Raw genomic sequence first — 26,729 nt, 5'->3', positions numbered from 1 at the left:
CAAGTAGGCCGTCGGGATTTTTGTCTCCCCACCGGGAGGTTGGGATGTGCGACTCGTACAGGTGATGATTCCGACGGGAAAGCGGAACACCGTCCTCGAACTACTGGACGAGGAAGGGATCGATTACGCCGTCTCCGACGAGACGAGCGGACGAGACTACACCGCAGTCGTCTCGTTTCCCCTCCCGACGGCGGCCGTCGAACCCGTCTTGGAGCGACTGCGCGAGGTGGGCATCGAGCGCGATGCCTACACCGTCGTCGTGGACGCGGAAACGGTTGTCTCCGAACGCTTCGAGGCGCTCGAAGAGCAGTACGAAGAGACCAAGGAGAACGGCGACCGAATCGCCCGCGAGGAACTCGTCGCCACCGCCTCGGAGTTGGCCCCTCAACTCCCATCGTTCGTACTCTTAGCTGTCGTGAGTGCTGTCGTCGCAACCGCTGGCGTGCTACTGGACTCTCCGGCGGTCGTCGTCGGATCGATGGTCATCGCGCCGCTTGTCGGTCCCGCGATGGCGACAAGCATCGGGACCGTCGTGGACGATCGAGAACTGGCGATTCGGGGGGTGAAACTACAGGTACTCGGCGGAATACTCGCTATCAGTTCGGCGTCGTTGTTTGCCGCCGCACTCCGGTTTTCGGGTATCGTTCCGCTCACGGCCGAGGAAGTGTTCGCCATCGGAGAGGTACGAGAGCGCCTCGCACCAGACGTGCTTTCCTTAGTCATCGCCCTCGGCGCAGGTGCCGCAGGTGCGATGTCCATCTCCTCGGGCGTCTCGACGGCACTCGTCGGTGTGATGATCGCCGCGGCGTTGGTACCGCCGATAGCTGTCGTCGGCATCAGCATCGCGTGGGGACAACCGCTCACGATGATTGGCCCGCTCGTGTTGGTCCTCGTCAACGTCCTTTCTATCAACTTCGTTGCACTCATCGTCCTCTGGCAGATGGGCTACCGTCCGCAACTGTGGTTCCGCGAGGAGGAAGCCCGCTCAGCGACGCTCTCGCGTCTGGCTGGTCTCGGTGCGATTCTCCTGATCCTCTCGTCGGTGCTCGTCGGCGTCACCTACGGTACACACCGAACATCGACGTTCGAGGCGGAGGCGCAGAACGTTGTCGTGACCGAACTTCCCGAGGAAACCGCCCTGATCTCGATGGACGTAGAGTACGAGGGATTTCCGTTCCAGACGCCGAGTCGCGTCGTCGTGACCGTTGGATATCCACCGGATGAGACACCACCGAACGTCGGTGACGACATCCGGCCACGGATCAACGAACTCGCGCCGAAACCGTTCGGTCCGCTGGGAAGTGCCGACGTACGGGTCGAAGTGCGGTACGTCGCTGTTGACCAGCCCTGACCGGCAGGTTGTGATAAGTCAAAGAGCTCTTTGTGATTACGTTGACTTGATGCTCTGAGCCGCTGAGTATCTGTGTATGCAACGCCGATTCAAAACGTTCGCACTTCCGATTGCACTCGTGACGCTCGTCATCTTATCCGGGTGTCTCGCACCGCTACAGTCCGGTGGCGGCACAAACGCCGCACAGCAGGCAGCAGACGCACAGTCGAGAACCATCACGGTCTCCGGAAACGGCGAAGTGAAAGCCGAGTCCGACCTCGCGGTTCTGTCCGTCGCCGTGACGGCCACGGCGTCCTCCGCGGACGAGGCCCGTGCGCAGGTTGCAGACCGCTCTGAGACGATGCGGCAAGCCCTCCGCGAAGCAGGTGTCGCCGACGACGCGGTGACGACTTCGCACTTCCGCGTCAGGGCGCAGTACAACCACAACGGCAAGGAGCGGAACGTAACCGGCTATGAGGCCGTCCACACGTACAGTATCGAAGTGTCCCCCGACCGTGCGGGTGAGGTGCTGGATGTTGCCGTCGGCAACGGTGCCAACGAAGTCCAGCACGTCTCCTTTACGCTTTCCGAGGAGGCACGTGCCGACCTTCGTAACGACGCGCTGAACGCGGCGATGGACTCAGCGCGTACTGATGCCGATACGCTGGCATCGGCCGCAAACCTCTCCATCACGGGCGTCCAGTCGGTCTCCACCTCTGGCGGCTACCACCCTGTCGAACCGCGTATGGAGTACGACACGCCCGCCGCGAACAGTGGGACGTCCTTCGAACCCGGTCCGGTGACGGTGTCCGCGACAGTCACCGTGACGTACGAAGCCGAGTAAGCAACGCGAGAAACAGGTTCCCTTCTTCGGCCCTCCCCATTCGTCCCTACGCTTCGGCCCTCCACCATTCGTCCCTACGCTTCGGCCCTCCACCATTCGTCCCTACGCTTCGGCCCTCCACCATTCGGTCCCACACTGCGACCCCGCATGACGGTCCCGCAACTCGACGGACCGTTCGCTTCGGCCCTTCCTTTTGAACCGCAAAACGGCGCGTATCGAACTATTCCTGCCGCGAAGGCGGGATGTCCGGACTCCACGCGACGGCATCGACTGACGCCGTAAGGACTTCCTCGACGCCTTCCTCGTTCTCGACGCTCATGTAGTAGTCCGCCTCAACGTCCGTCGAGCGATCGCTCTTGTTACAGACGGTAAGTACGGGCACGTTCCGCTCCGCGAACCGCGCTTCGACGGCGTCGCGGAGTTCGAGTTGCGCGTCCAGTGGGTAGCCGCAGTCGCCGCTTGCGTCTACAACGAACAGAGCGGCATCCGCGAGGTGTTCGAGGGCGCTGACGGCCTGCTTCTCGATGTCGTTTCGGTCTTCCTCGGGTCTGTCGAGCAGGCCGGGCGTGTCGATGATCTGGTAACGAATTCGGTCGCGTTCGAAGTGGCCGATCTGAACGCCTTTCGTCGTGAACGGGTATCGCGCGATTTCGTTAGAAGCGCGGGTGACGTGGTTGACGAACGACGACTTGCCGACGTTCGGGTAGCCGGCGACGACGATAGCGGGTTCGTCCGGGCGAATATCGGGCAGACCCTTCAGCGAGTCGCGGGCCTCGCCGATTTGCAGGAGGTCGTCTTCGATTTCGTCCATGATGTCCGCCATCCGGGCGAACGCCTGCTTTCGGTGTTTTCGGGCCGTGTCTTTGTCCGTTTTCCGCATCTTCGAGAGATATTCGCTACGGATCTCGGCAATCTGCCGGCTCGCCCACGTTACTTCAGAAAGACTCTGTCGGAGTTCGTCAACATCGACTATCGCGTCGGCCAGTTCGTAGTAGAACGGGTCAACGGTGCCGAAGTCGGGCCACTCCGTGACGACGTTCTCCAAGTTGTCCGAGAGGATAGACGAGGCCGTCTGGAGCATCGACTCTTGGGCCTCGTGGCCCGACTTCGCCCGACCGGACCGCGCGGCGCGAGAGAAGGCTTTGTCGAGAAGCTCCTCCGACCGCGGTGTCGTCGGGAGGGACTCGAAAATCATGTTGACCTCTCTATTCGGCCGAGGGGTAAAAGCGCGTCCGTTCGGCCGTCGCGCGCCAGTACGTGTCAGTCGTCCGCTTCCGGCGCTCCAGTCATCTGCGGTTGTCGATCCGGTCACCCGGCTTTCGTCACTCGATTTTCCGGAGACTGGGGTCAGTCGCCGCGGTCGAGATACTCCTGCTGCACCTCGACGATAGCGGTCGAGTCCTCACAGTTGGCGTACCGTCTGAGCGGTTCCTCGTTCAGTTCGAGAAACGTGTGTCCCCACGTGAACTTCGAGAGAATGCGCTCTGCGTGGTCGTCGCGGCCGAATATACAGAGGGCGGCCGCGAGGGCTTCGACGGTGGTGAGTTGCATCGGCCGCCCGAAGTTGACGGGATTTGCCGCGACGAGATACGGGAGCGCGCGGTGGTCGCCGGGAAGCGAGAACATCGCCTCGCCGGCCGATTCCCACGAACAGTCGAGCGCGACGAGCGTTCCCGTATCGGAATCTTCGGGGGAGAGCGCGCGCTCCGCATGGGGGTTGAGAACGACGCCGTACGGTGTCGCGCGGTCCGAATGGTGGAGTTCAGCGAGATCGAACTTCGCCAACTTCCGCGCCGTACACTTCGCCGGGTCGTCGTCACCCTCGTACCGGACGTGCAGGCTCGGGGACGGAGAGTCGGACACGATAGTTCGTGGTCGGCGACGTATCGATAAAAGCGGTTCGTCAGCGGACGAGTGGCTAGCTGTTTCGTGGGACCAGATGCCGCGTCGAATCAGGCACCAGACCCGTCAACGACTTGTCGTCGGCCCCACGACTCGAACGTATGCATTCGGAAGACGCCGCCGCGTCGGGACGGCAACTCGTCGAAGCCTACTACGACGCCATCGACGCGGGCGACTACGACCGCCTCGCGTCGCTACTCTCGCCCGCGTTCGTCCACGACCGCCCCGACCAGACCCTCTCAGGACGAGAGACGTTCGTCTCGTTCATGCGGGACGACCGCCCGGAAACAGACACGAGACACGACGTGACGGCGACCTACCGCCAAACCGAGGGCGACGGGTGGGTCGTTCGGGGCCGATTACTCGGGGCAGACGGCGACGTCCGCTTCACATTCGTGGACGTGTTTACTGTCGGAGCGGGACAGAGCGACTCGGATGCGAGCAGCGACGAAGCGCGAGCGGGTAACGGCCGGGTGCGACGAATCGAGACGTTCGCGCGGGAGAAGTAGCGACGAGTACGATAGGAACAACGAGTACGGCAGTAACAACGAGTACGGCAGTAACAACGAGTACGGCAGTAACAACGAGTACGGCAGTAACAACGAGTACGGCTGTTCTCTCAACAGTCGTCTTTGACCGATACGACGCCCTTCGTATCTATCTTAACGGGCCGCCCATCGACGCAAAAGCGGACTTCGAGATCAACGCCCGCCTCACGCGCCGACCGGAGCAGTCGTTCGGCCTCTTCGGGGTCGATGCCGCGCAATCGTGGGGCGGACGTTTCGTCCGGACGGAGTGTCGTCGTGAGCGTCACGTCGAGTTCGTCCGTCGTATCGAACTGATGCTGGCCGACCTCCCGCCACGGCGTGTCATCGTGCGGATTGATCAAACCGACGCACCTCCGACTCCCATCAGACCAGTCGAGTAGACCATATTCGTCGCACACTCTACGGGGTAAAGTAGGGGGTCGGCCGTGACTGCGATTATAGCCGAATTTCGGCCGTTTTTGGTACTAAACGGACGATTAAATCGGAGACTCCCGCTTTGTGAGCGAGAGTGTTAGTCTTTCTTGCCTGCGCCGACGGCCGACTCGCCGACCGGGTCGTGGCCCTCGATAACCTCGGTGCCGCCCATGTACGGGCGAAGGGCTTCGGGGACGGTGACGGTGCCGTCGTCGTTCTGGTAATACTCCATGATAGCGACCACGACACGCGGGATGGCGAGACCCGACCCGTTCAGCGTGTGGAGATACTCGGCCGACTCGTGGCGTTCGGGGCGGTAGCGAAGTCCGGCGCGTCGGGCTTGGAAATCCTCGAAGTTCGACACCGACGACACTTCGAGCCACCGACCGCCCTCTTCGGGACCGTCCTCCATGTCGTCGCCGGGTGCCCACACCTCGATGTCGTACTTTTTCGCCTGCGTGAAGCCGAGGTCACCCGTACACATCTCCAAGATTCGGTAGGGGAGTTCGAGGCGACGAAGGACCTCCTCGGCTTCGTCCAGCAGTTCCTCGAACTGTTCGTAACTGTTCTCCGGGCGGACGAAGTTAACCATCTCGACCTTGTTGAACTGGTGAACGCGAACGATACCGCGTGTCTCCGTCCCGTGTTCGCCCGCCTCGCGTCGGAAGTTCGGCGTGTACGCCTGATGCTTCACCGGCAGGTCGTCGTCGAGGAGAATCTCGTCACGGTACATGTTCGTGACGGGGACCTCAGCCGTGGGGCAGAGCCACAGGTCGTCGTCGTCCCGTTCCTTCCCGTTCGCCTTACCGATTCGGTAGGCGTCCTCGGTGAACTTGGGGAACTGACCGGTCCCGGTCATCGATTGTGAATTCACCGGGATGGGCGGGAACAGGTCCACGTAGCCCTGCTCGCGGTGAACATCCATCATGAACTGAATGAGAGCGTGTTCGAGGCGCGCGCCGTCGCCCTTCGCGAAGTAGAACCCGCCGCCGGTGACCTTCGCACCGCGTTCGAAGTCGAGGATGTCCAGTTCCTCGCCCAAATCGTAGTGCGGAATCACTTCGTCGGGCAACTCGCGCAGGTCGTCGAACCCTTCGCGGCGGCGTTCGACGTTCTCTGACTCGTCCTCACCGACAGGCACATCGTCGTGGGGAATCTGCGGGAGTTCGAGCAGTCGCTCCTCCAATTCGGCTTCGAGTTCGTCCGCGCGGTCTTCGACTTCGGCCAACTCCGATTTGAGTTCTTGCGAGCGCTCGATCGCTTCCTGTGCTTCCTCGTCTTTCCCCTCGGCTTTCAGTTCGCCAATCTTCGAGGAGGTTTCGTTGCGCTCGTGTCGAAGGTCGTCACCGCGTTTCTTCAGCGACCGCCACTCCTCGTCTACCTCGAGGATGTGGTCTAAGTCCACGTCATCGACTCCCTTGCTGCGGAGCGCCTCCCGTACCGTCTCCGGGTTCTCTCGGAGGAACTGCCTACTAATCATTGCCCATCGGTTCAGTGGGACGCGGCAAAACCGTGTCGCATCTGTGCGAACCGCTGCCTCGAAGCTGGCGTCGGTCGAGAACGGCTGGACGGCCGGGAGCGCGCGGGTTGGAGCAGTATGCGCCGTAGACACAGACGCAAACAACCCTTTGAGCGTTGGGAAGTCCTAACCGCGCGGAGGAAAGACAGAGGGGTATCGATGAGTTCGCTGCTGCCGCTGAAACCACCCGTTGATGGGGATGGAACCGACCCGAGACTGGTCTCTTTCGATGACAGTGACGCCGAAGAAATCGTCTCGGTCGTCACCTCGGAAACCGCGCGCGAGATTCTCGCCGCAGTGTACGAGGAACCACAGACGACGTCGGACCTCGCCTCGTCAGTGGACACGTCCGTACAGAACGTGAGCTACCACTTGGACCGACTCAAGGAGGCGGGGGTCGTCGAAGCCGTCGGGACGTGGTACTCCGCGCAGGGCCGCGAAATGAACGTATACGGTCCGAAACACGACCCACTCGTCCTGTACGCGGAGACGGATCAAGCGAGGTCGTCCGTCTCGGATACGCTTCGACGCTCGCTCGCCGGTGTCGCCGGCGTTCTCGTCGCGAGTCTCCTCGTCCACGTCGCGTGGCCGACACCCGTTCCCGTCAGACCAACCCGAGGCGCACCCCTCTCGCCGGAACCGACTCTGTTCGAGGCCGTCCGCGGGTTCGCTCTCGGTCCAGGAGGTGCAGTGTTAGCGGTTGGCTTGATAGCCGTCTTCTTCATGGTCGGATTCCGGTACTTGCAGTCGTCTCAGAGGGGTACCGATGCCGAATAGAGCGACCAACTGGCAGGACTCAAAGACCGTTTTGAGTCTGGGATACGACGATAGGTATCCCCGATAGACGAGGAGTATGGAACGCAGAGCATTCCTCGGAACGGTTGGAATCGCACTCTCCGCCGCAGTCGGCGGCTGTACCGCCCGCGGTGGCGAGGAAAACGGCTCCGAACAGACGGGAACGGGAACGATGACAGACGAAGACGACAACCAGACGAGCGGAGAGAGTCCGACCCAAGTTTCGGGATCGGGTACCGTCTCACGAACGGTCAGCGATGGGTCGCTTTCGGAACCGGGACTCAGGAAACCGCACCGTCTCCAGTTCAAGAACGCGACCGACGATTCACAGGTCGGAACGCTACAGATTCGCGGAAGCGATGACGAGACGCGCTTCGAAGAACAGTTCGAACTCGCCTCAGACGCGTCCGTCTCCGTGATACTGACGGCGCTCGACCGGTACGAGGCGACAATTTCGCTGGCGTCAGGAACGTCCAAGACGGTCGAACTCGGTCCCGAACTGTTCGACTGTAACACGACGACGACGACCGCTGCCATCCAGTCGGATGGAACGGTCGACGTCATGACCGCCTCGACGCGCATGGCCTGTCCCGGCGTCGTCACCGACACCGTTCCGGCGGGCGAGTCGCGTGCGGAACGGATCGGTGAGGACACCACAGAAGACACGAGTCGGAAGCCACACGCGGTCCTCCTCGGAAACCCGACGGACGAGACGTGGACGGCTCGGCTTCGCGTCGCCGACGACGAGCGAGTGAGGTTCGACGGCGTGTACACTGTCGAACCCGAGGCGAACGTCCGGGTCGTTCTCGCTGAACCCGCGGATTACCAACTCGACGCATCCGTGCTGGAGACGGGAGCGGAGGCGACCGAATCGGTCGGTGCCGATCAGTTCGACTGCAACTCGTCCTCGACGAGCGTCTCCGTCACCGACGGTGGCGAGCTAAAAATCGCGTCGATATCGACGCTGATGGCGTGTGTCCCGCCGGAAGAGGCAGGCAACGAAACGACGGACGCAGACAACGAGACGGTCACTGACGCGGACAACTGAGCGATCATCAGAGCAGACAGCGACAGCTGAGTGACAAGCGAAACGAGCGGTGCGAAACGACTGGGACCGAACGCTTTTCATCCCGCGCATCGCGCATCCGCCATGGCTATCGGCGACGTGACTGCGGTGCCCGGAACGGACGACGTCTACTACGTCGATACCGGGATGTACGAAACGGAGATGTACGGGTCAGTTTACATCATCGACGCTGAACGGCCAGCGTTCGTTGACACCGGCATCGGAACCAACCACGAACATCTACTGGATGCGCTGGACGAACTCGACATCGCCCGCGAGGACGTCGAATATCTCCTGCCGACGCACATCCATCTCGATCACGCGGGCGGCGCGGGCTATCTCGCTGATGCGTGCCCGAACGCGACGGTTATGACACACGAGATCGGCGTCTCACACCTCATCGACCCAGAAAAGCTCATCGCAGGGACGAAAGCGGCCGTCGGCGATCAGTGGGAGTTCTACGTCGAGCCCAAGCCCGTCCCCGAGGACCGAATCGAACCGCTGACCGACGGTAACGAAATCGACCTCGGCGACCGCACGCTCTCGGTGTTTCACGCGCCCGGTCACGCACCGCACCAGACGATGTTCCTCGACTCGAAGGACGATTTGTTGTTCACCGGTGACGCCGCGGGGATCTACGTGCCGGAACGCGGGCAAGTGCGGCAGACGTCGCCACCGTCGCAGTTCGATCTCGAAGCCTGTCTGGACGACGTGCGAACAATCGAGGAAATCGCCCCCGAGCGGATTTGCTTCGGTCACTTCGGATCGTGCGAGTACAGCGAGGAACTGATGGAGTCGTACAAGCGGACGCTCGTCGAGTGGGTCGAAGCGGTCCGGCAGAAACGCGAGGAACTCGGCGACGACGACGCAGTCATCGAACACTTCGCAGAACACACACAGATGACCGACCTGTGGGGTGAGAGAAAGGCCAGCGAGGAAGAAAAGCTCAACGTGCGCGGCGTCCTCGGCTACTTAGACTGGCAAGCCGAACAAGAGTAACAGCTCGCCGCTCGTTTCACATTACGTATTAGTAAACGAACAGGACAAACTCGGAGCCTACCGCGCGGCGTTGAACGCCGAACAACGAACTTACCGAGGGATATATTCTTTTAAATTATGAACGAATATGTTCGTTGTATGGATTGGCGGGACTCAGAGGAGACGTTCGAGGACGAAGTCGTCGGCGACACGACGCTGGCACGGATGTTCGAAAACAGTGCGGCGCGGAACACCGGCGAACCCGCCCAGCAGTACAAAGGCGGCATTTACGACCGGTCGCTCGTCAGTTCGGGTGTCGTGCCCGCAGCGCCGAGTGGCGATTTCTCCGAACTAACGTACGGAGAGATGCGTGAGATTGTCCGGAATCTCGCGGCCGGGTTTCGGGAACTCGGCGTCGAAGCCGGATCGCGCGTCGGCATCTTCTCACACACACGGATGGAATGGGCGCAGTCAGACTTCGGGATTCTTGCCGCAGGCGGTGCCGTAACAACCGTCTACACGTCCTCGTCGGAGCGGCAAGTTCGATACCTGCTCTCTGACCCCGGTGCGACGGGTGTCGTCGTGGAGAACGCGGAACTGCTCCAACGCGTCCTCGCCGTCGAAGACGAGTTAGATCTCTCCTTCATCGTCCTCATCGACGACCCAGCGGACGGAAGTGGGATGGGCGGGGCCGTCCGCGACAGAGACGATATCTACACGCTGGGCGACGTTCACGAAATCGGTGCGACGGCGTTCGACGAAGAAGCCTACCAGTCGTGGATAAACGAGCGGGACCCTTCGTCGTTGGCGTCGCTTATCTACACCTCGGGAACGACGGGCCAACCGAAGGGCGTCAAACTCACACACAACAACTTCCGGTCGAACGTGAATCAGTGTTACAAGCGGTTCGGCCCGCGTCCGGACAAAGAGGACGTACCAACGCTCACCAACGGGATGGTGACGCTCTCGTTCCTTCCGCTCGCACACGTTCTCGAGCGACTCGCCGGACACTTCCTGATGTTCGCATCGGGCGCGTGCGTCGCCTACGCGGAGAGTCCGGACACGCTCCGTGAGGATTTCCAACTCGTCAGACCGACGGTTGGAACGAGCGTTCCGCGCGTCTACGAGAAACTATACGATGCGATTCGGTCGGAGGCAAGCAAATCACCCACGAAAAAACGCATCTTCGAGTGGGCGGTCGATGTCGGCCGCGAGTACCACGAGTCTGACTCGCCCGGCGTCATCCTTTCGGCGAAGCACGCCCTCGCTGACAAACTCGTCTTCGATCAGGTTCGAGAGGCGCTCGGCGGCCGCATCGAGTTCTTCATCAGCGGCGGTGGGAGCCTCTCAGCGGAACTCTGTGCGCTGTACCACGGGATGGGACTGCCGATTCTGGAGGGATACGGTCTCACCGAAACGTCACCCGTCATCGCGGTGAACCCGCCCGAAGAGCCGAAAATCGGCACCATCGGAACACCCGTCGTGGACGTCGAAGTGAAACTCGACAAGACCGTCGTCGGAGACGTGACGGGCGATGCTGGCGGCGACGTGGGTGAACTGCTCGTGAAAGGTCCGAACGTCACCGAAGGCTACTGGAACCGACCCGAGGAGACGGCGGCGGCGTTCACCGACGATGTCCCCAGCGACGCGAACGGGGAGTCGGAATCAGAGGGAGACTCCGGAGGATGGTTCCGAACCGGCGACGTGGTCGAACTCCGTCCGGACGGCTACATCGCCTTCCGCGAGCGCGCAAAGCAGATTCTCGTCCTTTCGACGGGGAAAAACGTCGCACCCGGCCCAATCGAGGACTCGTTTGCCTCAAGCGACGTGGTCGAACAGTGCATGGTCCTCGGCGACGGCCGGAAGTTCGTCTCGGCGCTTATCGTCCCGAGCTTCGAAGAAATCCGCGAATGGGCCGACAGAGAGGGTTACGACCTCCCCGACGATGCGCGCGGGATCTGCCGCGATGACCGAGTGAAAGAGCGTATCCAGTCGGAAATTGACCAAGTCAACGAAAATTTCGAGCCGTACGAGCAGATAAAGCAGTTCCGCCTCGTCCCCGAAGAGTTCACGGAAAACAACGACCTGATGACGCCGACGATGAAAAAGAAGCGCCGGAACATCCTCGACCGGTACGCCGATCAGGTCGATCTGCTGTACACCGAAGACGCTGCCGCAGCCACACAGAACTGACGGCAGTTTTTCCGTGTCTTTTTTGTTAGCGCATATTTCCAAATGATTGTTCGGTTTTGTACCCAAAAACCGCGACGTAAATGTATGGTTTTATGTTCATTCAACACATCGGCGGAGATACATGGAGGTGTCATAATGGCCGCCGGCTCCAACCTCATATACATTGTCGCGGCTATCATCGGTATCGGCGTCGTGTCGCAGATACTTTCGGACCGGTTTCAGGTCCCGAGTGTCCTCTTTCTCATCACCTCGGGGATCATCCTCGGACCGGAAGTTCTCAACGTCGTCCACCCTGATTCGTTCGGGAGCGGGTTGTCAGCTATCGTCGGCCTCTCGGTGGCCATCATCGTGTTCGAGGGTGCGTTCCACCTTCGCATTGAGAAGCTCCGAGAAGCACCCGCAGCGACGATTCGGCTCATTACCGTCGGTGCAGGTATCGCGCTCATCGGAACAGCCGCGGCGATTCACTACCTTCTCGGATCGCCATGGAGCGTTTCGTTCCTTATCGGGGCGCTTCTCGTCGCCACCGGGCCGACGGTCATCGCCCCGATTTTAGAGGTTGTCCCGGCACGCGACCGGGTCGAGGCGGCGTTAGAGACGGAGGGGATCGTCAACGACGTGACGGCCGCTATCCTCGCCGTCGTCATCTTCGAGGCCATCATCGAAGGTGCGACCGAACCGGGCGCGCTCATGACGCTGTTTGCGGAACGTCTCGGTGTCGGCGTCGTCGTCGGAACACTCGTCGCCGCGGCGATGTTCTACGCGCTCCGGTACGTTGACCTCTCACCCGGTAACGCACCGCAGAACGCGCGTCTGCTCGTTCTCGCGGGTGCGCTCGTCGCGTACGGTGCGGCCGACTTCATCGCTACCGAAGCCGGTATCGCCGCCGTCGCGACGGCCGGTATCTTGCTCGGAAACGCTGACGTCCCGTACGAGGAGGACATCTCGGCGTTCAAAGGCGACATAACGCTCATCGTCCTCTCGTTCGTCTTCATCGCGCTTGCAGCGTTGCTAGAGTTCGAAACGCTGCTCCGACTCGGACTCGGCGGTCTCGGCGTTGTCGTCGTCGTCGCGCTGGTCCTTCGGCCGCTCCTCGTGTTCCTGTCGGCGCAGGGGGACCGCTTTACCACCGGCGAGAAGTGGTTCATGAGTTTCGTCGGTCCGCGCGGTATCATCCCCGCGTCCGTGGCGACGCTGTTCGCCATCCAACTCCGGGCGGAGGGATTGGGGCAGGCGGCCGACACCCTCGTCGGCACCGTCTTCCTCGTCATCCTCGTGACCGTTGTGTTCGAGGGTGGTCTCGCTCGACAAATAGCTGAATACCTCGACGTCATTCCAATGCGTGTACTCGTTATCGGAGGCGGTAAGGTGGGCCGGACGCTCGCCGAACGCCTCGAAGACCGCGGAGAGAACGTAGTGCTCATCGAACAAGACCCGGAAATCATCGAAACGGCCCGCAACGAGGGTCATACCGTCCATCAGGGTGATGGCACCGACACCGACGTGCTTCGCTCTGCGGGGGCGGATAATGCCAAAATTGTCGTTGCTGCCACCGGCGACGACGACGTGAATCTCCTCGTCGCCCAGTTGGCGAACTCGAAATTCGACCCCGAGACCATCATCGCTCGGGCGAACAACCCCGACAACGTGGACGCGTTCGAGGAACTCGGTGTCCGTACCATCTCGTCGGTGCTGGCGACGGCTCAGGCCATCGACAACTACATCGAACGGCCCGCGATGATGAACTGGATGAGCGAAATCGGCCGTTCGGGCGATGTCCAGGAGATCGAGGTCACATCCGAGGAAATCGTCGGAAAAACCGTCCGCGATATCGGGCCGGAACTCCCGAACGGGTGTCTCATCACCCTCATCTCACGGGACGGCGAATCGAGCGTCCCCAGCGCTGATTTCACCGTCCAACACGGCGACCACATCACAATCATCGGCGGTCACGACGCCGTCCGCGAAGCGATGCAGTTCATCCACCCTGACGAGTGAAGCCGATTCCGTAATCCACTCTGTGGTTCACTCGTTTTTGACGGGGCCACACACCCGATATCTCGATGCTGCAACTCTCGGCTTCTTCCAGTTGCAGACTGCCGTAACTACTAGAACTGGCTAACTATCCGTGCTGGAACTGGCTAACTATCGGTAGCTGGTGCAATGCGCGTCAGAAAAAACGAGTCGAGAGATGTCGTCTTTCGGGGGACGACGTTACCGGCTGAACTCGATTGCCGCGCCCTGACCGAAGCCGACACAGAGCGTTGCGAGACCGCGTTCGGCGTCGCGCTTTATCATCTCGTGGATGAGCGTCACGGGCAGGCGGGCACCCGATGCACCGAGGGGGTGACCGAGGGCGATAGCGCCGCCGTTGACGTTGAAGATGTCGTGGTCGATGCCGAGTTCGTCCATCGCGTAGACGCACTGGCTGGCGAACGCCTCGTTGAGTTCGACGAGGTCGTAGTCGTCAACGTCGCGGCCGTTACGTTCGAGGAGGGTACGCGTCGCCGGAACGGGACCGATACCCATCACCGTCGGATCAACGCCCGCGACGGCGTTCATGCCCACGTCGGCGAGAATATCGAGGTCGTGTTCCGCTGCGAACTCGCGGGAGGTGACGAGGACGGCCGCCGCGCCGTCGGTGATCTGTGAGGAGTTACCCGCCGTGACCGTTCCGTCACCGGTAAACGCCGGTGGAAGGCCCGAAAGCGCATCCATCGTGGTATCGGGACGAATCCCCTCGTCTTCGGTGATGACGCCCGCTTCGGTCTCGATGGGAACGATTTCGTCGTCGAATCGTCCTGACTCGGCCGCCTCTGCGGCGCGCTGCTGGCTCTGCAGAGCGTATTCGTCCTGTTCCTCGCGGGAAACGTCGTACTCCTCGGCCACCTTCTCTGCGGTCATCCCCATCTGGAGTTGGAAGATGTTGTACTCCTCGGAGAGTTCGGGGTGGAGATGTTCGTAGGAGTCGCCGTCCATCGGCACGCGGCTCATGTTCTCAACACCGCCCGCGACGACGCAGTCCCGGTTACCCGCGGCGACCGCGTCCGAAGCGGAGATGACGGCCTGCATCGAGGAAGCACACCAGCGGTTGATGGTTGTCGCTGGCGTCCCTTCACCGAGTTCCGAGAGAAGCGCGATGACGCGCGCAACGTTATTGTCCTGTTCACCGCGTTGCTGGGCGACACCCCACATGAGGTCGTCCACGTCCTCGGCGTCGAGGTCCGTCTCGTCGAGGATGTGATCGATAAGGGCGACCGAGAGGTCTTCGCTGCGTACGTCTTCGAAGACGCCACCCGCCTTACCGAACGGGGTACGATGCGCGGCTGCGATGACTGGTTGAGGCATGTGTCCTTTTCTGGTGTCCGTGGTGATAAATGGGGTAGAACTCTGAGGGATGGACACGGAGTTTCACGCACTCGGCGTTTCTGCGGCGAGGCGTCGGAGCGTTCGATTGTCCGAATCACCGTGATCTCGTGTGATCGTCACGATTCCCGCTGGTCTTCGACGGTCTTATGCCGTCTGACGGGCAACGTTGTGGGGATGAGTGACCCGGCTCTCGAGGTGGTCGAGTTCCTCCTCACGGCGCATCTCTACACCGAGAACCGTGAGTTAGACGAGAACGACCTCCCGCCGCGGTACCGCCGCGTCTTTTGGACGGACCCGCCGGACGACGAAGACGAAGACGATGAAACGGCCCCAATCGGTATCGAACGCCCCTTAGTCGTGACCGACAACACCGCTCGGAAAGCGACTGGCGTCGAACGACCGTGGGAAGCCATCTCAGACCTCCTGTTTACCCAACGCGAGGATTTCTCGGGGCGCATCTCTCTGACGCAACCCGACATGGCTACCGATTGGTACCTCGAACGCGCAGACCGCGACCAGTTGGAGACGAATCCAACTATCGCCGCCGCCGTCGAGGATCACGACGATGTGGATGTGAGCCACACAGAGGCGCGTGAACGAACGCGGTCGATTCAAGCCGACCGCGTCTGGATCGACAGCCTCCTCGATCAGTACTTCGACGAGGAGGAGGACGCCGAGATGCTGGATCTCGTGCAGGTCCGTGCGCCCGAGGAGATCGAGATGACGCTCGAAGACCTCGTGTTGACGCAGGACCAAGAGGGGGAGATTCACAAACTGATGAAGGCCATCGAACACCGCGAGTATCTCGCGGATATCGGCCTCCGCGAAATCGGCAAGATTCTGTTTGTCGGCCCGCCGGGAACCGGTAAAACTACCGTTTCACGCGCTCTCGCACACGAACTTGGCCTCCCGTTCGTCGAGGTGAAACTCTCGATGATCACGAGCCAATACCTCGGTGAGACGGCCAAGAACGTCGAGAAGACGTTCGAGGTGGCCAAACGGCTGTCGCCGTGTATCCTCTTTATCGACGAGTTCGACTCGGTGGCGAAAACCCGCCGGTCGGACGAACACGCCGCGCTCAAGCGTGCGGTCAACACGCTGTTGAAGAGTATCGACGACATCTCGCTGATCCGCGACGAGGTCATCCTCATCGGGGCGACCAACCACCCCGACCAACTCGATTCGGCGGCGTGGCGACGCTTCGACGAGATTGTCAACTTCCCCAGACCGGACCGGCAGATGCGTGCGGACATCCTCCGCATCATCACCAACCGGATGGAAGTCGCCGATTTCGACCCCGAGGCGGTGGCCGACCGAACCGAGGGTCTCACCGGATCTGACTTGCGGATGGTCCTCCGTGAGGCCGTCCTCGAAGCCCTCACTGAGGAACGGACAGCGTTGACCCAGACGGACATCCTCGACGCCGTCGAGGACTTCGAGGAACGGGACAACCTGAAGAACATGGACATGATGTCCGACGGCGAGCAGTTGATCGCGGGTGACGGTGGCGACGGCCACGACCACGATCATAACCACGACGACTGAGGCATCCACCGACTTCGGTCTCTCCATCCGACAAAGTATTTGTTCTCGAACAGAACATTGCGAACAATGCCCTCCACGAGACGGTCGTTCGCCGGGGTGGTGGCCGCCGCAATGCTCTCTCTGTCCAGCGGATGTCTCAGCAGTCTCACAGGCGACGCGAACGTCACAGTACCGTCCGGTAACTCCACCCCGACCGCCGAATCCACGCCGGAACCGACGAGAGGCGAAGCGGCGGCACTCTCCGTCTCGGAGACCATAGACGACGTGGAATACGTTCCCGAAAACGAGACGGTCAAGATAGTCACCGGGTACCGCCACACGAATCACGAGGCGGTGAAGAACGGATCGAAACCGGAACGAGAACCGATGTACGACGAGATTCCGTGGAAGCAGTGGGCGACGACAGAGTGTGCCAGCGTTGCCGGGACAGCGGTTCACGACATGCTGACCGACAAATTTGGAGACAACCACGGCGTGTCCGTCGGCGTCACGAGTCAGTACGGCGACGACCCCAGCCTCTCCGTGGCCCACACCATTCTATACAACCGTGACGGCGAGCAAATCAGCGAGACGAGCGTCGGATTCGACCGACTCGTAGAAGTGACGCCGCGCGAAGTGACGGCGACCGTAACACTTGACGGACGGACGGCGACGCGGACTATCCCCGCGTGGGTAGAGTACAGCAAGATGCACCAGACGTAGCTCCGTCGTCTGTGACTACGTTGGCAGTCTCCCCTCGTCTGCGAGATGCAGTTGCTTCGACTACGCTTATCAACCACCCGTCCCCTACTCCGAGTCGATGCGCGTCACCCTCCTCGGAACGGGCGACACTACGGGCACGCCGACCGTCGGGTGTGAGTGCGACACCTGCCGCGAAGCGCGCGCCCGCGGCGTGGAGCGAACCCGGTTTTCGGTCCACGTCGAGAACGACCGGACGGGCGAGTCGCTACTCATTGATTTTAGCCCAGACTTCCGCCAACAGTTTCTGACGCACGAGGTTCCACTGCCGGATGCGGGCCTTATCACGCACGTTCACTTCGACCATATCGACGGTCTCGGGAACGCCTATCGCGTCTTCGACGACCTGCCGGTCCACGCCGCCGACGAAACGGATCCGAAAACGGGGCAGAGCGTCGCTGAAACGGTCGCCTCGAAATTCGATTATCTCGACCGGATCTCGGTCCGGGCGCAGACACCGTTCGAAACGTTCCGTACCTGCGGGCTGGACGTGACTCTCGTTCCGGTCGAACATCCGCCGCTGCTCTGCTACGGACTCACCATCGAAGACTCCGAAACGGGCGCGAAGCTCTCGCTGTCGGGTGACACGAGTTACGGCATCCCCGAGGACTCACGGAGCGTTCTGTCGGACCCTGACCTGCTTCTCGCGGAGGCCATCGTCCCGGCGTCGCTCTGCCAACACCACCCGCTCGGCGGCAAACATTTCGACGACGAAGGCGTGCCGCGGACGTTCGGCACGAAGCACATGACCCGAGAGGGGGCACTCGCCCTCGCCGACGACCTGAACGCAGAACAAACCCGCCTCGTCCACACAGCTCACTACTATCCCGTCGAAGAGGCGTTCGAGGAGCCGTTAGCCGTGGACGGCGAGGTGTACAAATTGTGAGGGGGAGTGACGCATGAGCCTTCGGGCAATCATCACAGACAACGTATTCAGATACTTCCTCCTCATGGGCGGACTTGTCGCAACAGAGAACCTCATGACGACCTACCAGAACACCGGACGAGTCGATTTACTCGGGTCCGCACTCCAGTTCGTAGTCGTCGTTATCTTCGCCATCCTACTCATCGCGTACTGGAACTATATGGACAGACGCGCCGAAGAAGCGTAATTAGGTCACCAAAACCGGTCCAGCCCGCTTTGTCGGCGCGCGACACCGTCGGGATCACTGACCCACGGCGTCCGCTCGTCTCGGAGACTGTCAGCGTCGAGAGAGGGCGCGTCGGCCGCCTCGAACGGCTGGCAGTCGTCGCCGCAGTCGCGGCCCGGTTCGACAACACGGTTGAAATGCGCGCAGTAGGGGCGGCCGTCGCTGGTCACGCTCGCGTTCGCACACGTCGGAAGGTCGTACGTCCGCCAGCCTTTCCCGTACGTTCGTTCGGCCAGTCGAAGTCGTGCCTGCCGCTTTCGTTCGCCCGAGACGAGTTCCACGTCGGTTCTGAGCGGCCGTTCGGCGACGAGTTCGATGCCCGGCGAGGCGGGGTCGAGCGGCGTCGCGTCGCGGACGACTTCCCGCTCGCCAGACTCAGGGTCGAACCGCCAGACGCCGACTGACTCGGGGATGCGATTCAGATGTGCGCGAGTGACGTAGCTCTCGGTGGCGAGGATGATCTCGTCGAACAGGCCGAGCGAGGCGTCCGTGCGGAGTTGTCGCTCCAAGTCGCCGGGGTCGCCCAAATCGGGCTTGTTCTCGATCCCGACAAGTCGGCCGAACCAATCAGCCGGGTAGCGCGTCGTCTGCCGGACGTATTCACGGCCGCCGCGCCACTCCGACTCGAAGAAGCCCGCTTCGACTGCGCTATCGACAACGTCTCTGGCGGTATTGCGGTGGCAGTCGAACGCGTCGCGCCAGAACACTGCCTCGCCGGTACCAACGTCGCACGTAATCGCACGAAGTGGAATCGCTCGCGACGTGATGTCCGCGCGGGTGTCGAACGACGGGCCGGGGTGGACGGCGCACACGTCCATGATTCGACGGCCGGGAGCGGCGACCGCAGCGCCAAGTTGCCGTCCGAGAACCCACTCAGTCGTCTGTTCGAGGTGCGAGCAGAGAGCCAACTCGAAGGCAAATTCCCGCGGACGGTCAGTTTCGGCGACCACGTATCGCCGCATCGGCTCGGAACGGGCAAAAACGACTCGGAAAACTTGTATTTCAGCCGTCAGTTCACGGAAAATTACTTGAGTGAGTGGGAGTGAGAGAGGGCTATGGATGGGGATCCAGAATCGACCAGTGATCGGGTGGAACGAACAACCACGGATACGAAACGGCACGGAAGACGCGCGTTTCTCGGTCTGGCGGCAGTAACGGGGGTTTCCGCGCTCGCCGGCTGTAGTGGGACAGGCGGAACGGTGAGCGCCGCGCGGCGGCCGCCGACCGTACCGGAGGAACAGCTGAAATCGGGGGGATGGGAACAGGTAGACGATGTGACACAGGACCCGGCGTTCGAGCAGGACCTCGGCCCGGTGACGATGACGGCGGCGACGCGAACTCGGTTGTACGAGGACACCGAACTTCGGGCCGAGATCGCCGACAAGACGCTCGGCCAAGCGGCCACGCAGTTCGCCACGTTCTTCGCCACGCGGGTGACGTTCGATCCCGACCTAACGAGTCTGCCCGCCGGTGCGGGACAGAAGGAACTGCTCGACCAAGTCGAGTCACAGTCGCGGACACAGTTCCGCAACCGACTGAAGGAGGCCGGACTCAAACCTGTCGAACAGGTGGGGACCGGCACGTTCGACGTGGCCTCCGGAACGTCGGCTCGCTTGACCGAGTACGAAGCGTCGTACTCCTTCGAGGGGTTCTCCGTCAACGTTGGAACTGAGGACATCACTATCGAGGGCGGCGAGATATCCGTTGCGGGTCACCTCGCGGCGTGGATTGCAGACAACTCTGTCCTTGTCGCTGGCGGGGCGTATCCCGCGGAGAACTTCGCCCGTTCGGTGACGAAGAACCCGTCGGACGCAATCGAACTCAGCGTCGATATCGATCTGGGCCTGACGCCGAAGGCGTACCGCAAGGAGCTGTTCGGCCTGATGCGACAGGTCGAGTAGATCGCTAAAATCGGATTAGAGCCGCCGCATCCGGATCTCGTTCGTGTTTCGGTGGCACACAGCGTACGCTGCGCGTCACGAGAACAGCAACTTTATCAGGCGTTCGGGGCGAAGCTTTCCCAAGATTACTCTTAGGAGGTCAATGGTGACACAAAATCCACAACAACCGGAGGTGAACATCGGACTGGTCGGCCACGTAGACCACGGTAAGACGACGCTGGTGCAGGCCCTGTCGGGGTCATGGACCGACCAGCACTCCGAGGAGATGAAGCGCGGCATCTCCATCCGCCTCGGCTACGCCGACGCGACGTTCCGAAAGATTCCCGGCGCGGACCCGCCGGAGTGCTACACTGTCGAAGAAACGGATGACGACGGCAACGAGACCGACGTTCTACGCACTGTCTCGTTCGTCGATGCGCCCGGCCACGAGACGCTCATGGCCACGATGCTGTCGGGTGCCGCTATCATGGACGGTGCCGTTCTCGTCGTCTCTGCGACCGAGAACGTTCCGCAGGCACAGACTGAAGAACACCTGATGGCACTGGACATCATCGGGATCGATAACATCGTCATCGCACAGAACAAGATCGACCTCGTAGACCGCGACCGCGCGGTCGAGAACTACGAGCAGATCCAAGAGTTCGTGCAGGGGACCGTGGCTGAAGACGCCCCCATCGTCCCGATTAGCGCCCAACAAGAGGTCAACATCGACCTCCTCATCGACGCTATCGAACGGGAGATCCCGACGCCCGAACACGACGAGTCCGAGGCCGCGCGGATGTTCACCGCTCGGTCGTTCGACATCAACCGACCCGGGACGACGTGGGAGGACCTCTCCGGCGGCGTCATCGGCGGGTCAGTCGTCGAGGGGAAACTGACGGAAGGCGAGGAGCTCGAACTCCGTCCCGGCCGAGAGGTTGACGAGGGCGGACAGACCGAGTGGCGACCCATCACAACAGACATCCGGTCGCTCCAAGCCGGTGGACAGATGACCGACGAAGTCCGCCCCGGTGGACTTTGCGGCGTCGGGACTGGTCTCGATCCCAGCCTGACGAAGGGCGACGCCCTCGCCGGACAAGTCGCCGGCGAACCCGGCACACTGCCACCGACGCGCGAGGAGTTCACGATGGACGTCGAACTCCTCAATCGCGTGGTCGGAGAGGACGAAGAGACCGTCGAGGAGATTTCGACGGGTGAACCGCTGATGCTCACCGTGGGCACGGCAACCACCGTCGGCGCGGTGACGAGCGCGCGCACGGGCGAGGCCGAAGTCTCGCTGAAGCGCCCCGTCTGCGCCGCTGACGGTGCGAAGATAGCCATTAACCGCCGCGTCGGCGCACGATGGCGACTCATCGGTATCGGGACGCTCAAGTGACGACAGAGACACGACACCGGACGGACTCGGACACCGACGCGACGACCACGGTCGTCCTCGACACGAACGCGCTGATGATGCCCGTGGAACTCGACGTTCGCGTGTTCGACGAACTCGACCGACTGCTCGCCGCGAACGTAGACCTCGTGGTGCCGTCGGCCGTCGTCGGAGAGTTAGAGAAACTCTCCGCTGGGGCCGGGAACGAGGGCGTCGCAGCGAGTGTTGGCGCGGACCTTGCGGCCGACCGGTGCCGTGTCGTCGACACCGAAGCAACCTACGCGGACGACGCCGTAGTAGAACTCGCAGAACGCGGATTCGACTACGTCGTCACGAACGACAAACCCCTTCGTGACCGACTGCTCGAACGCGGCGTACGAGTAATCGGTATAAGGGGGCACCACAAATTGGACATAACAGAACCTTAGCACTACGATGTACAAACGGGTACGACTCAAAGACACAGTGGAGGTTCCGCCGGAGCATCTCGCTGACGTGACCCCGCAACGGGTCAAGCGACTCCTGCAGGACAAACTGGAAGGACGGATGGACGAAGATGTCGGTAGCGTCGTGAGCGTCGTTAACGTTCACGACATCGGCGAAGGAACGGTTCTCCCCGGACGCGCAGGCGTCTACTACGAGGCCGAGTTCGACGCGGTCACCTTCGATCCCGACATGCAGGAGGTCATCGACGGAGAGGTCGTCGAGGTCGTGGAGTTCGGTGCCTTCGTCGGCATCGGTCCCGTGGACGGACTGCTGCACGTCTCGCAGATTTCCGACGAATACCTCGCCTACGACGGCGAGAACCAGCAACTCGCCTCGACGGAATCGAACCGCACGCTCGCAGTCGGAGACTCCGTGCGCGTTCGCGTCGTCACGAAGAGCATCGACGAGCGCAACCCGCGCGACTCGAAGATTGGCCTCACCGCCAAACAGCCCGGCCTCGGCAAACACGGCTGGCTTGAAGCGGATCGACAGGCCAGCGAAGCGACGACCGAAGCGGAGGGCCGGTAGATGGCCAAGCCGCGTCTCGCCTGCCGCGAGTGCCACTACATCAACATGCCAGACTCGCAAGCGTGTGAGAACTGCGGCGCGTCCAGCCTCACTGAGGACTGGGCAGGCTACGTCGTCATCACGCATCCCGAAGAGAGCGATATTGCGACCGAGATGAACGTGACCGAACCCGGCGGCTACGCGCTGAAGGTCAGATAAGGGATGCTTCGGCTACCAACGGCACTCCGCGGCGAGTTCAAAGAGCCGTTCGGGCCGCTCTACACTGACGCCGACCGTCTCCTCGCAGACGCCGGAACTCCGATTATCGCCGTGGGTGACGTGGTCACGCACCACCTCCGACGAGCCGGACGCACGCCCGACGTGGCCGTTATCGACGGGAAGACGAAACGCGAAGCCGTTGACGAAGAGATACGCCGCGCGCTTTCAGATCCCGAAACGCGCCGTGACGTGAACAATCCGGCAGGCGAGATTACGGAGGCACTCGCCGACACTATTCGTGACGCCCTCGACGCCGACGACCCAGTGACCGTCGTCGTAGCGGGTGAAGAGGACTTGGCGACGCTACCTGCAGTCGTCGCCGCGCCGACCGGTGCGAGCGTCGTCTACGGGCAACCCGACGAAGGAATGGTTCTCATCGATGTGACAGACGATTCGAAAGCCGAGATGCGGTCATTGCTCCGGCGGATGGACGGCGACGCCGAATCACTACTGTCGCTTCTCGAATCGTAACGCACTCCGGCAAGCCGGTGGCGATTCCGTTCACCGGGCGTTTCGATGGGCGTCTTGCCCTTCGAAATCCTTTTACTCCTTTCGAGAGGAGTTTAGCCCAACTGACTATGGAAATCGAAGTCATCTCCGAAGACGAGAATCCCATGTTGCACCGGACGGACGTTCGGTTCGAGATCGTTCACGACGAAGCCACGCCCTCCCGTCTGTCTGTCCGCGACAGTCTCGCGGCAAAGCTGAACAAGGACTCCGACGAGGTCGTCATCCACGAACTCGACACGAAGTTCGGCATGCGAAAGACCGCCGGCTACGCGAAGGTTTACGAGTCGCCCGAGTTCGCCCGCGACGTCGAACAGGACTACATGCTCGACCGGAACAAGATCGAAGCCGAAGAAGGCGACGCCGAGGCGGAAGCCGAGGAAGCCTGAACCGGCCGTAAATCAACTGTAACTTTCGTTCTCGATGCGTATCGTAGGTATCGAAGGGACTGCGTGGGCCGCCAGCGCCGCGCTCTTCGACACGGCGACGGACGAGGTGTTCATCGAATCTGATCCGTACGAACCCGACAGCGGCGGCATTCACCCGCGCGAAGCGGCCGAACATATGGGTGATGCCATCCCCGCTGTCGTCTCGACAGTACTCGACCACGCGGTCGAGACGGCCGAAGGTGACAGTCCCGAAATCGACGGTGTCGCCTTCTCTCGCGGTCCCGGTTTGGGACCGTGTCTTCGCATCGTCGGCACCGCCGCGCGCTCGCTCGCGCAGACGCTCGACGTTCCCCTCGTCGGCGTCAATCACATGGTCGCTCATCTCGAAATCGGGCGCTATCAGTCGGGATTCGACTCCCCCGTCTGTCTGAACGCCTCGGGTGCGAACGCGCACCTGTTAGGCTACCACAACGGCCGTTACCGCGTCCTCGGCGAGACGATGGATACCGGCGTCGGCAACGCAATCGACAAATTCACCCGACACGTCGGCTGGACGCACCCCGGCGGTCCGAAGGTCGAGCGTGCGGCGAAAGACGGCGAATATCATGATCTGCCGTACGTCGTGAAGGGAATGGACTTCTCCTTCTCGGGCATTATGTCCGCCGCAAAGCAGGCGTCTGATGACGGCGTGCCTGTCGAAGATGTGTGTTGCGGCCTGCAAGAGACGATCTTCGCCATGTTGACCGAAGTCGCAGAGCGTGCGCTGTCGTTGACCGGGACGGATGAACTCGTCCTCGGCGGCGGTGTCGGACAGAACGCCCGCCTGCGAGAGATGCTGTCAGAGATGTGTGACCAACGCGGCGCGGACTTTTACGCCCCCGAACCGCGGTTCCTCCGGGACAACGCCGGCATGATTGCCGTTCTCGGCGCGCGGATGCTCGCCGCAGGCGACGTCCTTCCGATTTCCGACTCCGCGGTGAACCCGAACTACCGGCCCGATCAAGTGCCCGTGACCTGGCGTGACGACGAGGAGTCGGTGGCCCGCGACCCGACGGCGGAAGGGAAGATTCGCGGTGCTGAAGCGACGGTGACGTTCGAGGACGACAGCGTGGTGAAGCGGCGCGTACCCAAGACGTACCGGCACGCGGAACTCGACGACAAACTCCGAAAGGAACGGACACGCGCCGAGGCGCGCCTAACGAGTCAAGCACGGCGTGAGGGCGTTCCAACGCCAGTCATCCGCGACGTAGACCCGACAGAGGGCGTCATCGTCTTCGAGTCGGTCGGCAAGTCGGATTTGGCGGGCGCGCTGACCACAGAACGGTGTCGGACGGTCGGCAAACACCTCGCAACGGTTCACGACGCGGGGTTCGTCCACGGCGACCCGACGACGCGGAACGTCCGCGTCGATGCCGAGAAGACGTACCTCATCGACTTCGGTCTCGGCTACTACACGGGCCACGTCGAAGACCACGCGATGGATCTGCACGTGTTCGGCCAGAGCGTCGAAGGCACCGCCGCCGAGCCTGAACCGCTCCTGCAGGCGTTCGAAGAAGGATACGCTGCGGTCGCGCGTGACGGCGAAGAAGGCGGCGGGCCGGACGAGGACGTGCTTGCGCGTCTCCGGCAGGTCGAGGGGCGCGGCCGGTATCAGTAATCAATCCGCAAACATCGGTGAATGTTTTCTGCGCCACGAAGTCGTCGGATTTGCCTCTCGAAGGGCGTTGGATTTGCCTCTCGAAGGGCGTCCTGTTTGACTCTCGAAGGGTGTCCAGTTCGACCCTCGTCAGCGCATCGACACCAAAACGATTTATCCAGCGCGGGTGTATCTTCCCGTCATGGCAGACAAGCCTCAGAAAGGCGAGATTCTCGGTGTGCCGTACAACTTCGAGCGCCCGTCTCTCGGTCGGATGCTCTCTTCGTACTGGAAACCGGGCGAGAAGATGCTCGTGAAGAAGCCGTTCGGTATCGGCTACACGCTGAACCTCGCAAACTGGCGGTCGTGGGTGGTCGTCCTCGTCGCTGGCGCACTGCTCTGGCAGGAGCGTAGTTCCTCCAGCACGGACCTCGAAGACGAAGACGAGGACGAGGGTCCCGTCGAAGTCATCGTCGATTAAACGGTCTCACGTCTACGACTCTTCGCTTATTGCCGTCTCACCAACCGTACAGCGGCGCGTGTGCGATGGCCTGCGGACGCGGCAGACGTGACGACGACACCGACGCCTCTTTCTCGGCACCACCGCGATGGACGAATAGATGCTTCACTACGTCACGACGAACGCTGGAAAGGTCAGAGAGGCGCTTCAGTACCTCGCCGATGTCGAGCAACTGGATTACGACTACACCGAAGTACAGGCATCTGACCTCGGCCCCATCGCCGCTCACGGCGCGCGAGAGGCGTACCGTCACGCGGGGGAACCGGTTCTGGTTGACGACGCCGGACTGTTCATCGACGGCTTCGAGGGGTTCCCTGGTCCGTACTCCTCGTTCGTTGAGGATACGCTCGGGGTCGAGACGGTGTACCGACTGGCCGAAAGCGAACTCGAAGAGCCGCGACGTGCGTCGTTCGACTGCGTTCTGGCGTACTGCGACGGCGAGGGATTCGAGGCGACGCCGGACCCGGTGGACCGCGACGACAGGACAGTCGCCGCCGCGCGGGGTGCCGAGCAGGACGACGAGGAGACGGAAGCACTCCCAGTGAAACTGTTCAGAGGCACCGTTCGGGGGCGGATCGTCCCGCCGCGCGGCGAGGGTGGATTCGGTTACGATCCCATCTTCGAACACGAGGGGACGACGTTCGCAGAGATGAGCAGTGAGGAGAAGAACGCGATTTCACACCGCGGGCGGGCGTTGGCGAAGTTTGGGGAGTGGTTTGCCGAGCGAACGGAGTGAGCGA

At 61.8% G+C, this 26,729-nt stretch carries 28 protein-coding genes; 22 read left to right on the top strand and 6 right to left on the bottom strand.

The genetic code is table 11. The annotated features are described in order from the left end of the window. Positions 1-46 precede the first annotated feature (46 nt). Positions 47-1,351: a TIGR00341 family protein gene (locus HBOR_RS02535; protein ID WP_275039855.1), complete on the top strand. Its 1,305-nt coding sequence runs from the start codon at positions 47-49 to the stop codon at positions 1,349-1,351. Positions 1,352-1,427: 76 nt separating this feature from the next. Then, entirely contained in the window at positions 1,428-2,174 is a 747-nt protein-coding gene (locus HBOR_RS02530) for an SIMPL domain-containing protein (protein WP_006055308.1), read from the top strand. Positions 2,175-2,394: 220 nt separating this feature from the next. Here the strand turns inward: HBOR_RS02530 and HBOR_RS02525 are convergent, their stop codons facing one another. Together HBOR_RS02525 and HBOR_RS02520 are read right to left on the bottom strand one after the other, a co-directional pair. Continuing rightward, positions 2,395-3,369 (bottom strand): NOG1 family protein, encoded by a 975-nt coding sequence (locus tag HBOR_RS02525; RefSeq protein WP_006055309.1) that lies wholly within the window; start codon positions 3,367-3,369, stop codon positions 2,395-2,397. A 152-nt stretch (positions 3,370-3,521) separates the two neighbouring features. Next, positions 3,522-4,037 (bottom strand): DUF367 family protein, encoded by a 516-nt coding sequence (locus tag HBOR_RS02520; RefSeq protein WP_006055310.1) that lies wholly within the window; start codon positions 4,035-4,037, stop codon positions 3,522-3,524. A 140-nt stretch (positions 4,038-4,177) separates the two neighbouring features. Here HBOR_RS02520 and HBOR_RS02515 point away from each other — a divergent pair, with 140 nt between their 5' ends. Beyond that, positions 4,178-4,585, top strand: a complete 408-nt coding sequence (locus tag HBOR_RS02515) for a nuclear transport factor 2 family protein (protein WP_006055311.1) — start codon at positions 4,178-4,180, stop codon at positions 4,583-4,585. Between the two features lie 110 nt (positions 4,586-4,695). Here the strand turns inward: HBOR_RS02515 and HBOR_RS02510 are convergent, their stop codons facing one another. Both HBOR_RS02510 and serS read right to left on the bottom strand, forming a co-directional pair. Further along, entirely contained in the window at positions 4,696-4,965 is a 270-nt protein-coding gene (locus HBOR_RS02510) for a hypothetical protein (RefSeq protein ID WP_006055312.1), read from the bottom strand. Positions 4,966-5,135: 170 nt separating this feature from the next. Next, positions 5,136-6,518 carry a serine--tRNA ligase gene (gene serS / locus HBOR_RS02505; RefSeq protein ID WP_006055313.1) on the bottom strand — a complete coding sequence of 461 codons (1,383 nt, stop codon included), beginning with the start codon at positions 6,516-6,518 and terminating at the stop codon, positions 5,136-5,138. Positions 6,519-6,716: 198 nt separating this feature from the next. Here serS and HBOR_RS02500 point away from each other — a divergent pair, with 198 nt between their 5' ends. The 5 genes from HBOR_RS02500 (at position 6,717) to HBOR_RS02480 (ending at position 13,587) form a co-directional block, all read left to right on the top strand. Beyond that, positions 6,717-7,334 carry an ArsR/SmtB family transcription factor gene (locus tag HBOR_RS02500; protein ID WP_006055314.1) on the top strand — a complete coding sequence of 206 codons (618 nt, stop codon included), beginning with the start codon at positions 6,717-6,719 and terminating at the stop codon, positions 7,332-7,334. A 76-nt stretch (positions 7,335-7,410) separates the two neighbouring features. Next, positions 7,411-8,400, top strand: a complete 990-nt coding sequence (locus HBOR_RS02495) for a hypothetical protein (RefSeq protein WP_013440459.1) — start codon at positions 7,411-7,413, stop codon at positions 8,398-8,400. Between the two features lie 102 nt (positions 8,401-8,502). Then, positions 8,503-9,417 carry an MBL fold metallo-hydrolase gene (locus HBOR_RS02490; protein ID WP_006055316.1) on the top strand — a complete coding sequence of 305 codons (915 nt, stop codon included), beginning with the start codon at positions 8,503-8,505 and terminating at the stop codon, positions 9,415-9,417. A gap of 138 nt (positions 9,418-9,555) precedes the next feature. Next, entirely contained in the window at positions 9,556-11,589 is a 2,034-nt protein-coding gene (locus HBOR_RS02485; RefSeq protein WP_006055317.1) for an AMP-dependent synthetase/ligase, read from the top strand. Positions 11,590-11,724: 135 nt separating this feature from the next. After that, positions 11,725-13,587, top strand: a complete 1,863-nt coding sequence (locus HBOR_RS02480; protein WP_006055318.1) for a cation:proton antiporter domain-containing protein — start codon at positions 11,725-11,727, stop codon at positions 13,585-13,587. A gap of 216 nt (positions 13,588-13,803) precedes the next feature. Here the strand turns inward: HBOR_RS02480 and HBOR_RS02475 are convergent, their stop codons facing one another. After that, positions 13,804-14,937 (bottom strand): thiolase family protein, encoded by a 1,134-nt coding sequence (locus HBOR_RS02475; protein WP_006055319.1) that lies wholly within the window; start codon positions 14,935-14,937, stop codon positions 13,804-13,806. A gap of 195 nt (positions 14,938-15,132) precedes the next feature. Here HBOR_RS02475 and HBOR_RS02470 point away from each other — a divergent pair, with 195 nt between their 5' ends. The 4 genes from HBOR_RS02470 to HBOR_RS02455 all read left to right on the top strand — a co-directional run bounded on the left by HBOR_RS02470 (position 15,133) and on the right by HBOR_RS02455 (position 18,353). Continuing rightward, positions 15,133-16,503, top strand: coding sequence for an ATP-binding protein (locus HBOR_RS02470; protein WP_006055320.1), 1,371 nt, complete (start codon positions 15,133-15,135; stop codon positions 16,501-16,503). 66 nt (positions 16,504-16,569) lie between these two features. Further along, positions 16,570-17,205 (top strand): hypothetical protein, encoded by a 636-nt coding sequence (locus HBOR_RS02465; RefSeq protein WP_241432358.1) that lies wholly within the window; start codon positions 16,570-16,572, stop codon positions 17,203-17,205. 97 nt (positions 17,206-17,302) lie between these two features. Next, a complete protein-coding gene (locus HBOR_RS02460; RefSeq protein WP_006055322.1) occupies positions 17,303-18,127 on the top strand; it encodes an MBL fold metallo-hydrolase in 825 nt (274 codons plus the stop codon). 13 nt (positions 18,128-18,140) lie between these two features. After that, entirely contained in the window at positions 18,141-18,353 is a 213-nt protein-coding gene (locus HBOR_RS02455) for a hypothetical protein (protein WP_006055323.1), read from the top strand. 5 nt (positions 18,354-18,358) lie between these two features. Here the strand turns inward: HBOR_RS02455 and HBOR_RS02450 are convergent, their stop codons facing one another. Next, on the bottom strand, positions 18,359-19,354 hold the full coding sequence (locus tag HBOR_RS02450) for a DUF5787 family protein (protein WP_006055324.1): 996 nt from the start codon (positions 19,352-19,354) through the stop codon (positions 18,359-18,361). A 93-nt stretch (positions 19,355-19,447) separates the two neighbouring features. Between HBOR_RS02450 and HBOR_RS02445 the strand changes: the two genes are divergently transcribed. The 10 genes from HBOR_RS02445 to HBOR_RS02400 all read left to right on the top strand — a co-directional run bounded on the left by HBOR_RS02445 (position 19,448) and on the right by HBOR_RS02400 (position 26,725). Beyond that, positions 19,448-20,293 carry a DUF6517 family protein gene (locus HBOR_RS02445; RefSeq protein ID WP_006055325.1) on the top strand — a complete coding sequence of 282 codons (846 nt, stop codon included), beginning with the start codon at positions 19,448-19,450 and terminating at the stop codon, positions 20,291-20,293. A 145-nt stretch (positions 20,294-20,438) separates the two neighbouring features. Then, positions 20,439-21,668 carry a translation initiation factor IF-2 subunit gamma gene (locus HBOR_RS02440; RefSeq protein ID WP_006055326.1) on the top strand — a complete coding sequence of 410 codons (1,230 nt, stop codon included), beginning with the start codon at positions 20,439-20,441 and terminating at the stop codon, positions 21,666-21,668. Then, positions 21,665-22,093, top strand: coding sequence for a PIN domain-containing protein (locus HBOR_RS02435; protein ID WP_006055327.1), 429 nt, complete (start codon positions 21,665-21,667; stop codon positions 22,091-22,093). Before HBOR_RS02440 ends, HBOR_RS02435 begins: the two co-directional genes overlap by 4 nt. A gap of 7 nt (positions 22,094-22,100) precedes the next feature. Then, complete coding sequence (locus HBOR_RS02430) at positions 22,101-22,679, top strand: DNA-directed RNA polymerase (RefSeq protein WP_006055328.1); 579 nt, start codon at positions 22,101-22,103, stop codon at positions 22,677-22,679. Further along, positions 22,680-22,877: a transcription elongation factor subunit Spt4 gene (spt4, locus tag HBOR_RS02425; protein WP_006055329.1), complete on the top strand. Its 198-nt coding sequence runs from the start codon at positions 22,680-22,682 to the stop codon at positions 22,875-22,877. Positions 22,878-22,880: 3 nt separating this feature from the next. Then, the gene (locus tag HBOR_RS02420) at positions 22,881-23,408 is read left to right on the top strand and encodes a GTP-dependent dephospho-CoA kinase family protein (protein ID WP_006055330.1); all 528 of its coding nucleotides are present in this window, start codon (positions 22,881-22,883) and stop codon (positions 23,406-23,408) included. A 107-nt stretch (positions 23,409-23,515) separates the two neighbouring features. Further along, a complete protein-coding gene (locus tag HBOR_RS02415) occupies positions 23,516-23,833 on the top strand; it encodes a 30S ribosomal protein S24e (RefSeq protein ID WP_006055331.1) in 318 nt (105 codons plus the stop codon). A gap of 34 nt (positions 23,834-23,867) precedes the next feature. Next, the gene (locus HBOR_RS02410) at positions 23,868-25,490 is read left to right on the top strand and encodes a bifunctional N(6)-L-threonylcarbamoyladenine synthase/serine/threonine protein kinase (RefSeq protein ID WP_006055332.1); all 1,623 of its coding nucleotides are present in this window, start codon (positions 23,868-23,870) and stop codon (positions 25,488-25,490) included. A 181-nt stretch (positions 25,491-25,671) separates the two neighbouring features. Beyond that, a complete protein-coding gene (locus HBOR_RS02405; protein WP_006055333.1) occupies positions 25,672-25,950 on the top strand; it encodes a DUF5808 domain-containing protein in 279 nt (92 codons plus the stop codon). 139 nt (positions 25,951-26,089) lie between these two features. Beyond that, a complete protein-coding gene (locus HBOR_RS02400; RefSeq protein ID WP_006055334.1) occupies positions 26,090-26,725 on the top strand; it encodes a non-canonical purine NTP pyrophosphatase in 636 nt (211 codons plus the stop codon). The last annotated feature ends 4 nt before the right edge of the window (positions 26,726-26,729 follow it).

Origin of the sequence: Halogeometricum borinquense DSM 11551 (assembly GCF_000172995.2) — an archaeon.
Taxonomy (GTDB): Archaea; Halobacteriota; Halobacteria; order Halobacteriales; family Haloferacaceae; genus Halogeometricum; species Halogeometricum borinquense.
This window is presented reverse-complemented; position numbering and strand designations above follow the sequence as displayed.

Bases quoted from the DNA above. Each gene is read 5' to 3' on its own strand.
- HBOR_RS02530 (WP_006055308.1), top strand. From the start codon at position 1,428: ATGCAACGCCGATTCAAAACGTTCGCACTTCCGATTGCACTCGTGACG.
- HBOR_RS02525 (WP_006055309.1), bottom strand. From the start codon at position 3,369: ATGATTTTCGAGTCCCTCCCGACGACACCGCGGTCGGAGGAGCTTCTC.
- HBOR_RS02515 (WP_006055311.1), top strand. From the start codon at position 4,178: ATGCATTCGGAAGACGCCGCCGCGTCGGGACGGCAACTCGTCGAAGCC.
- serS (WP_006055313.1), bottom strand. From the start codon at position 6,518: ATGATTAGTAGGCAGTTCCTCCGAGAGAACCCGGAGACGGTACGGGAG.
- HBOR_RS02500 (WP_006055314.1), top strand. From the start codon at position 6,717: ATGAGTTCGCTGCTGCCGCTGAAACCACCCGTTGATGGGGATGGAACC.
- HBOR_RS02495 (WP_013440459.1), top strand. From the start codon at position 7,411: ATGGAACGCAGAGCATTCCTCGGAACGGTTGGAATCGCACTCTCCGCC.
- HBOR_RS02490 (WP_006055316.1), top strand. From the start codon at position 8,503: ATGGCTATCGGCGACGTGACTGCGGTGCCCGGAACGGACGACGTCTAC.
- HBOR_RS02485 (WP_006055317.1), top strand. From the start codon at position 9,556: ATGGATTGGCGGGACTCAGAGGAGACGTTCGAGGACGAAGTCGTCGGC.
- HBOR_RS02480 (WP_006055318.1), top strand. From the start codon at position 11,725: ATGGCCGCCGGCTCCAACCTCATATACATTGTCGCGGCTATCATCGGT.
- HBOR_RS02475 (WP_006055319.1), bottom strand. From the start codon at position 14,937: ATGCCTCAACCAGTCATCGCAGCCGCGCATCGTACCCCGTTCGGTAAG.
- HBOR_RS02470 (WP_006055320.1), top strand. From the start codon at position 15,133: ATGAGTGACCCGGCTCTCGAGGTGGTCGAGTTCCTCCTCACGGCGCAT.
- HBOR_RS02465 (WP_241432358.1), top strand. From the start codon at position 16,570: ATGCCCTCCACGAGACGGTCGTTCGCCGGGGTGGTGGCCGCCGCAATG.
- HBOR_RS02460 (WP_006055322.1), top strand. From the start codon at position 17,303: ATGCGCGTCACCCTCCTCGGAACGGGCGACACTACGGGCACGCCGACC.
- HBOR_RS02455 (WP_006055323.1), top strand. From the start codon at position 18,141: ATGAGCCTTCGGGCAATCATCACAGACAACGTATTCAGATACTTCCTC.
- HBOR_RS02450 (WP_006055324.1), bottom strand. From the start codon at position 19,354: ATGCGGCGATACGTGGTCGCCGAAACTGACCGTCCGCGGGAATTTGCC.
- HBOR_RS02445 (WP_006055325.1), top strand. From the start codon at position 19,448: ATGGATGGGGATCCAGAATCGACCAGTGATCGGGTGGAACGAACAACC.
- HBOR_RS02430 (WP_006055328.1), top strand. From the start codon at position 22,101: ATGTACAAACGGGTACGACTCAAAGACACAGTGGAGGTTCCGCCGGAG.
- spt4 (WP_006055329.1), top strand. From the start codon at position 22,680: ATGGCCAAGCCGCGTCTCGCCTGCCGCGAGTGCCACTACATCAACATG.
- HBOR_RS02420 (WP_006055330.1), top strand. From the start codon at position 22,881: ATGCTTCGGCTACCAACGGCACTCCGCGGCGAGTTCAAAGAGCCGTTC.
- HBOR_RS02415 (WP_006055331.1), top strand. From the start codon at position 23,516: ATGGAAATCGAAGTCATCTCCGAAGACGAGAATCCCATGTTGCACCGG.
- HBOR_RS02410 (WP_006055332.1), top strand. From the start codon at position 23,868: ATGCGTATCGTAGGTATCGAAGGGACTGCGTGGGCCGCCAGCGCCGCG.
- HBOR_RS02405 (WP_006055333.1), top strand. From the start codon at position 25,672: ATGGCAGACAAGCCTCAGAAAGGCGAGATTCTCGGTGTGCCGTACAAC.
- HBOR_RS02400 (WP_006055334.1), top strand. From the start codon at position 26,090: ATGCTTCACTACGTCACGACGAACGCTGGAAAGGTCAGAGAGGCGCTT.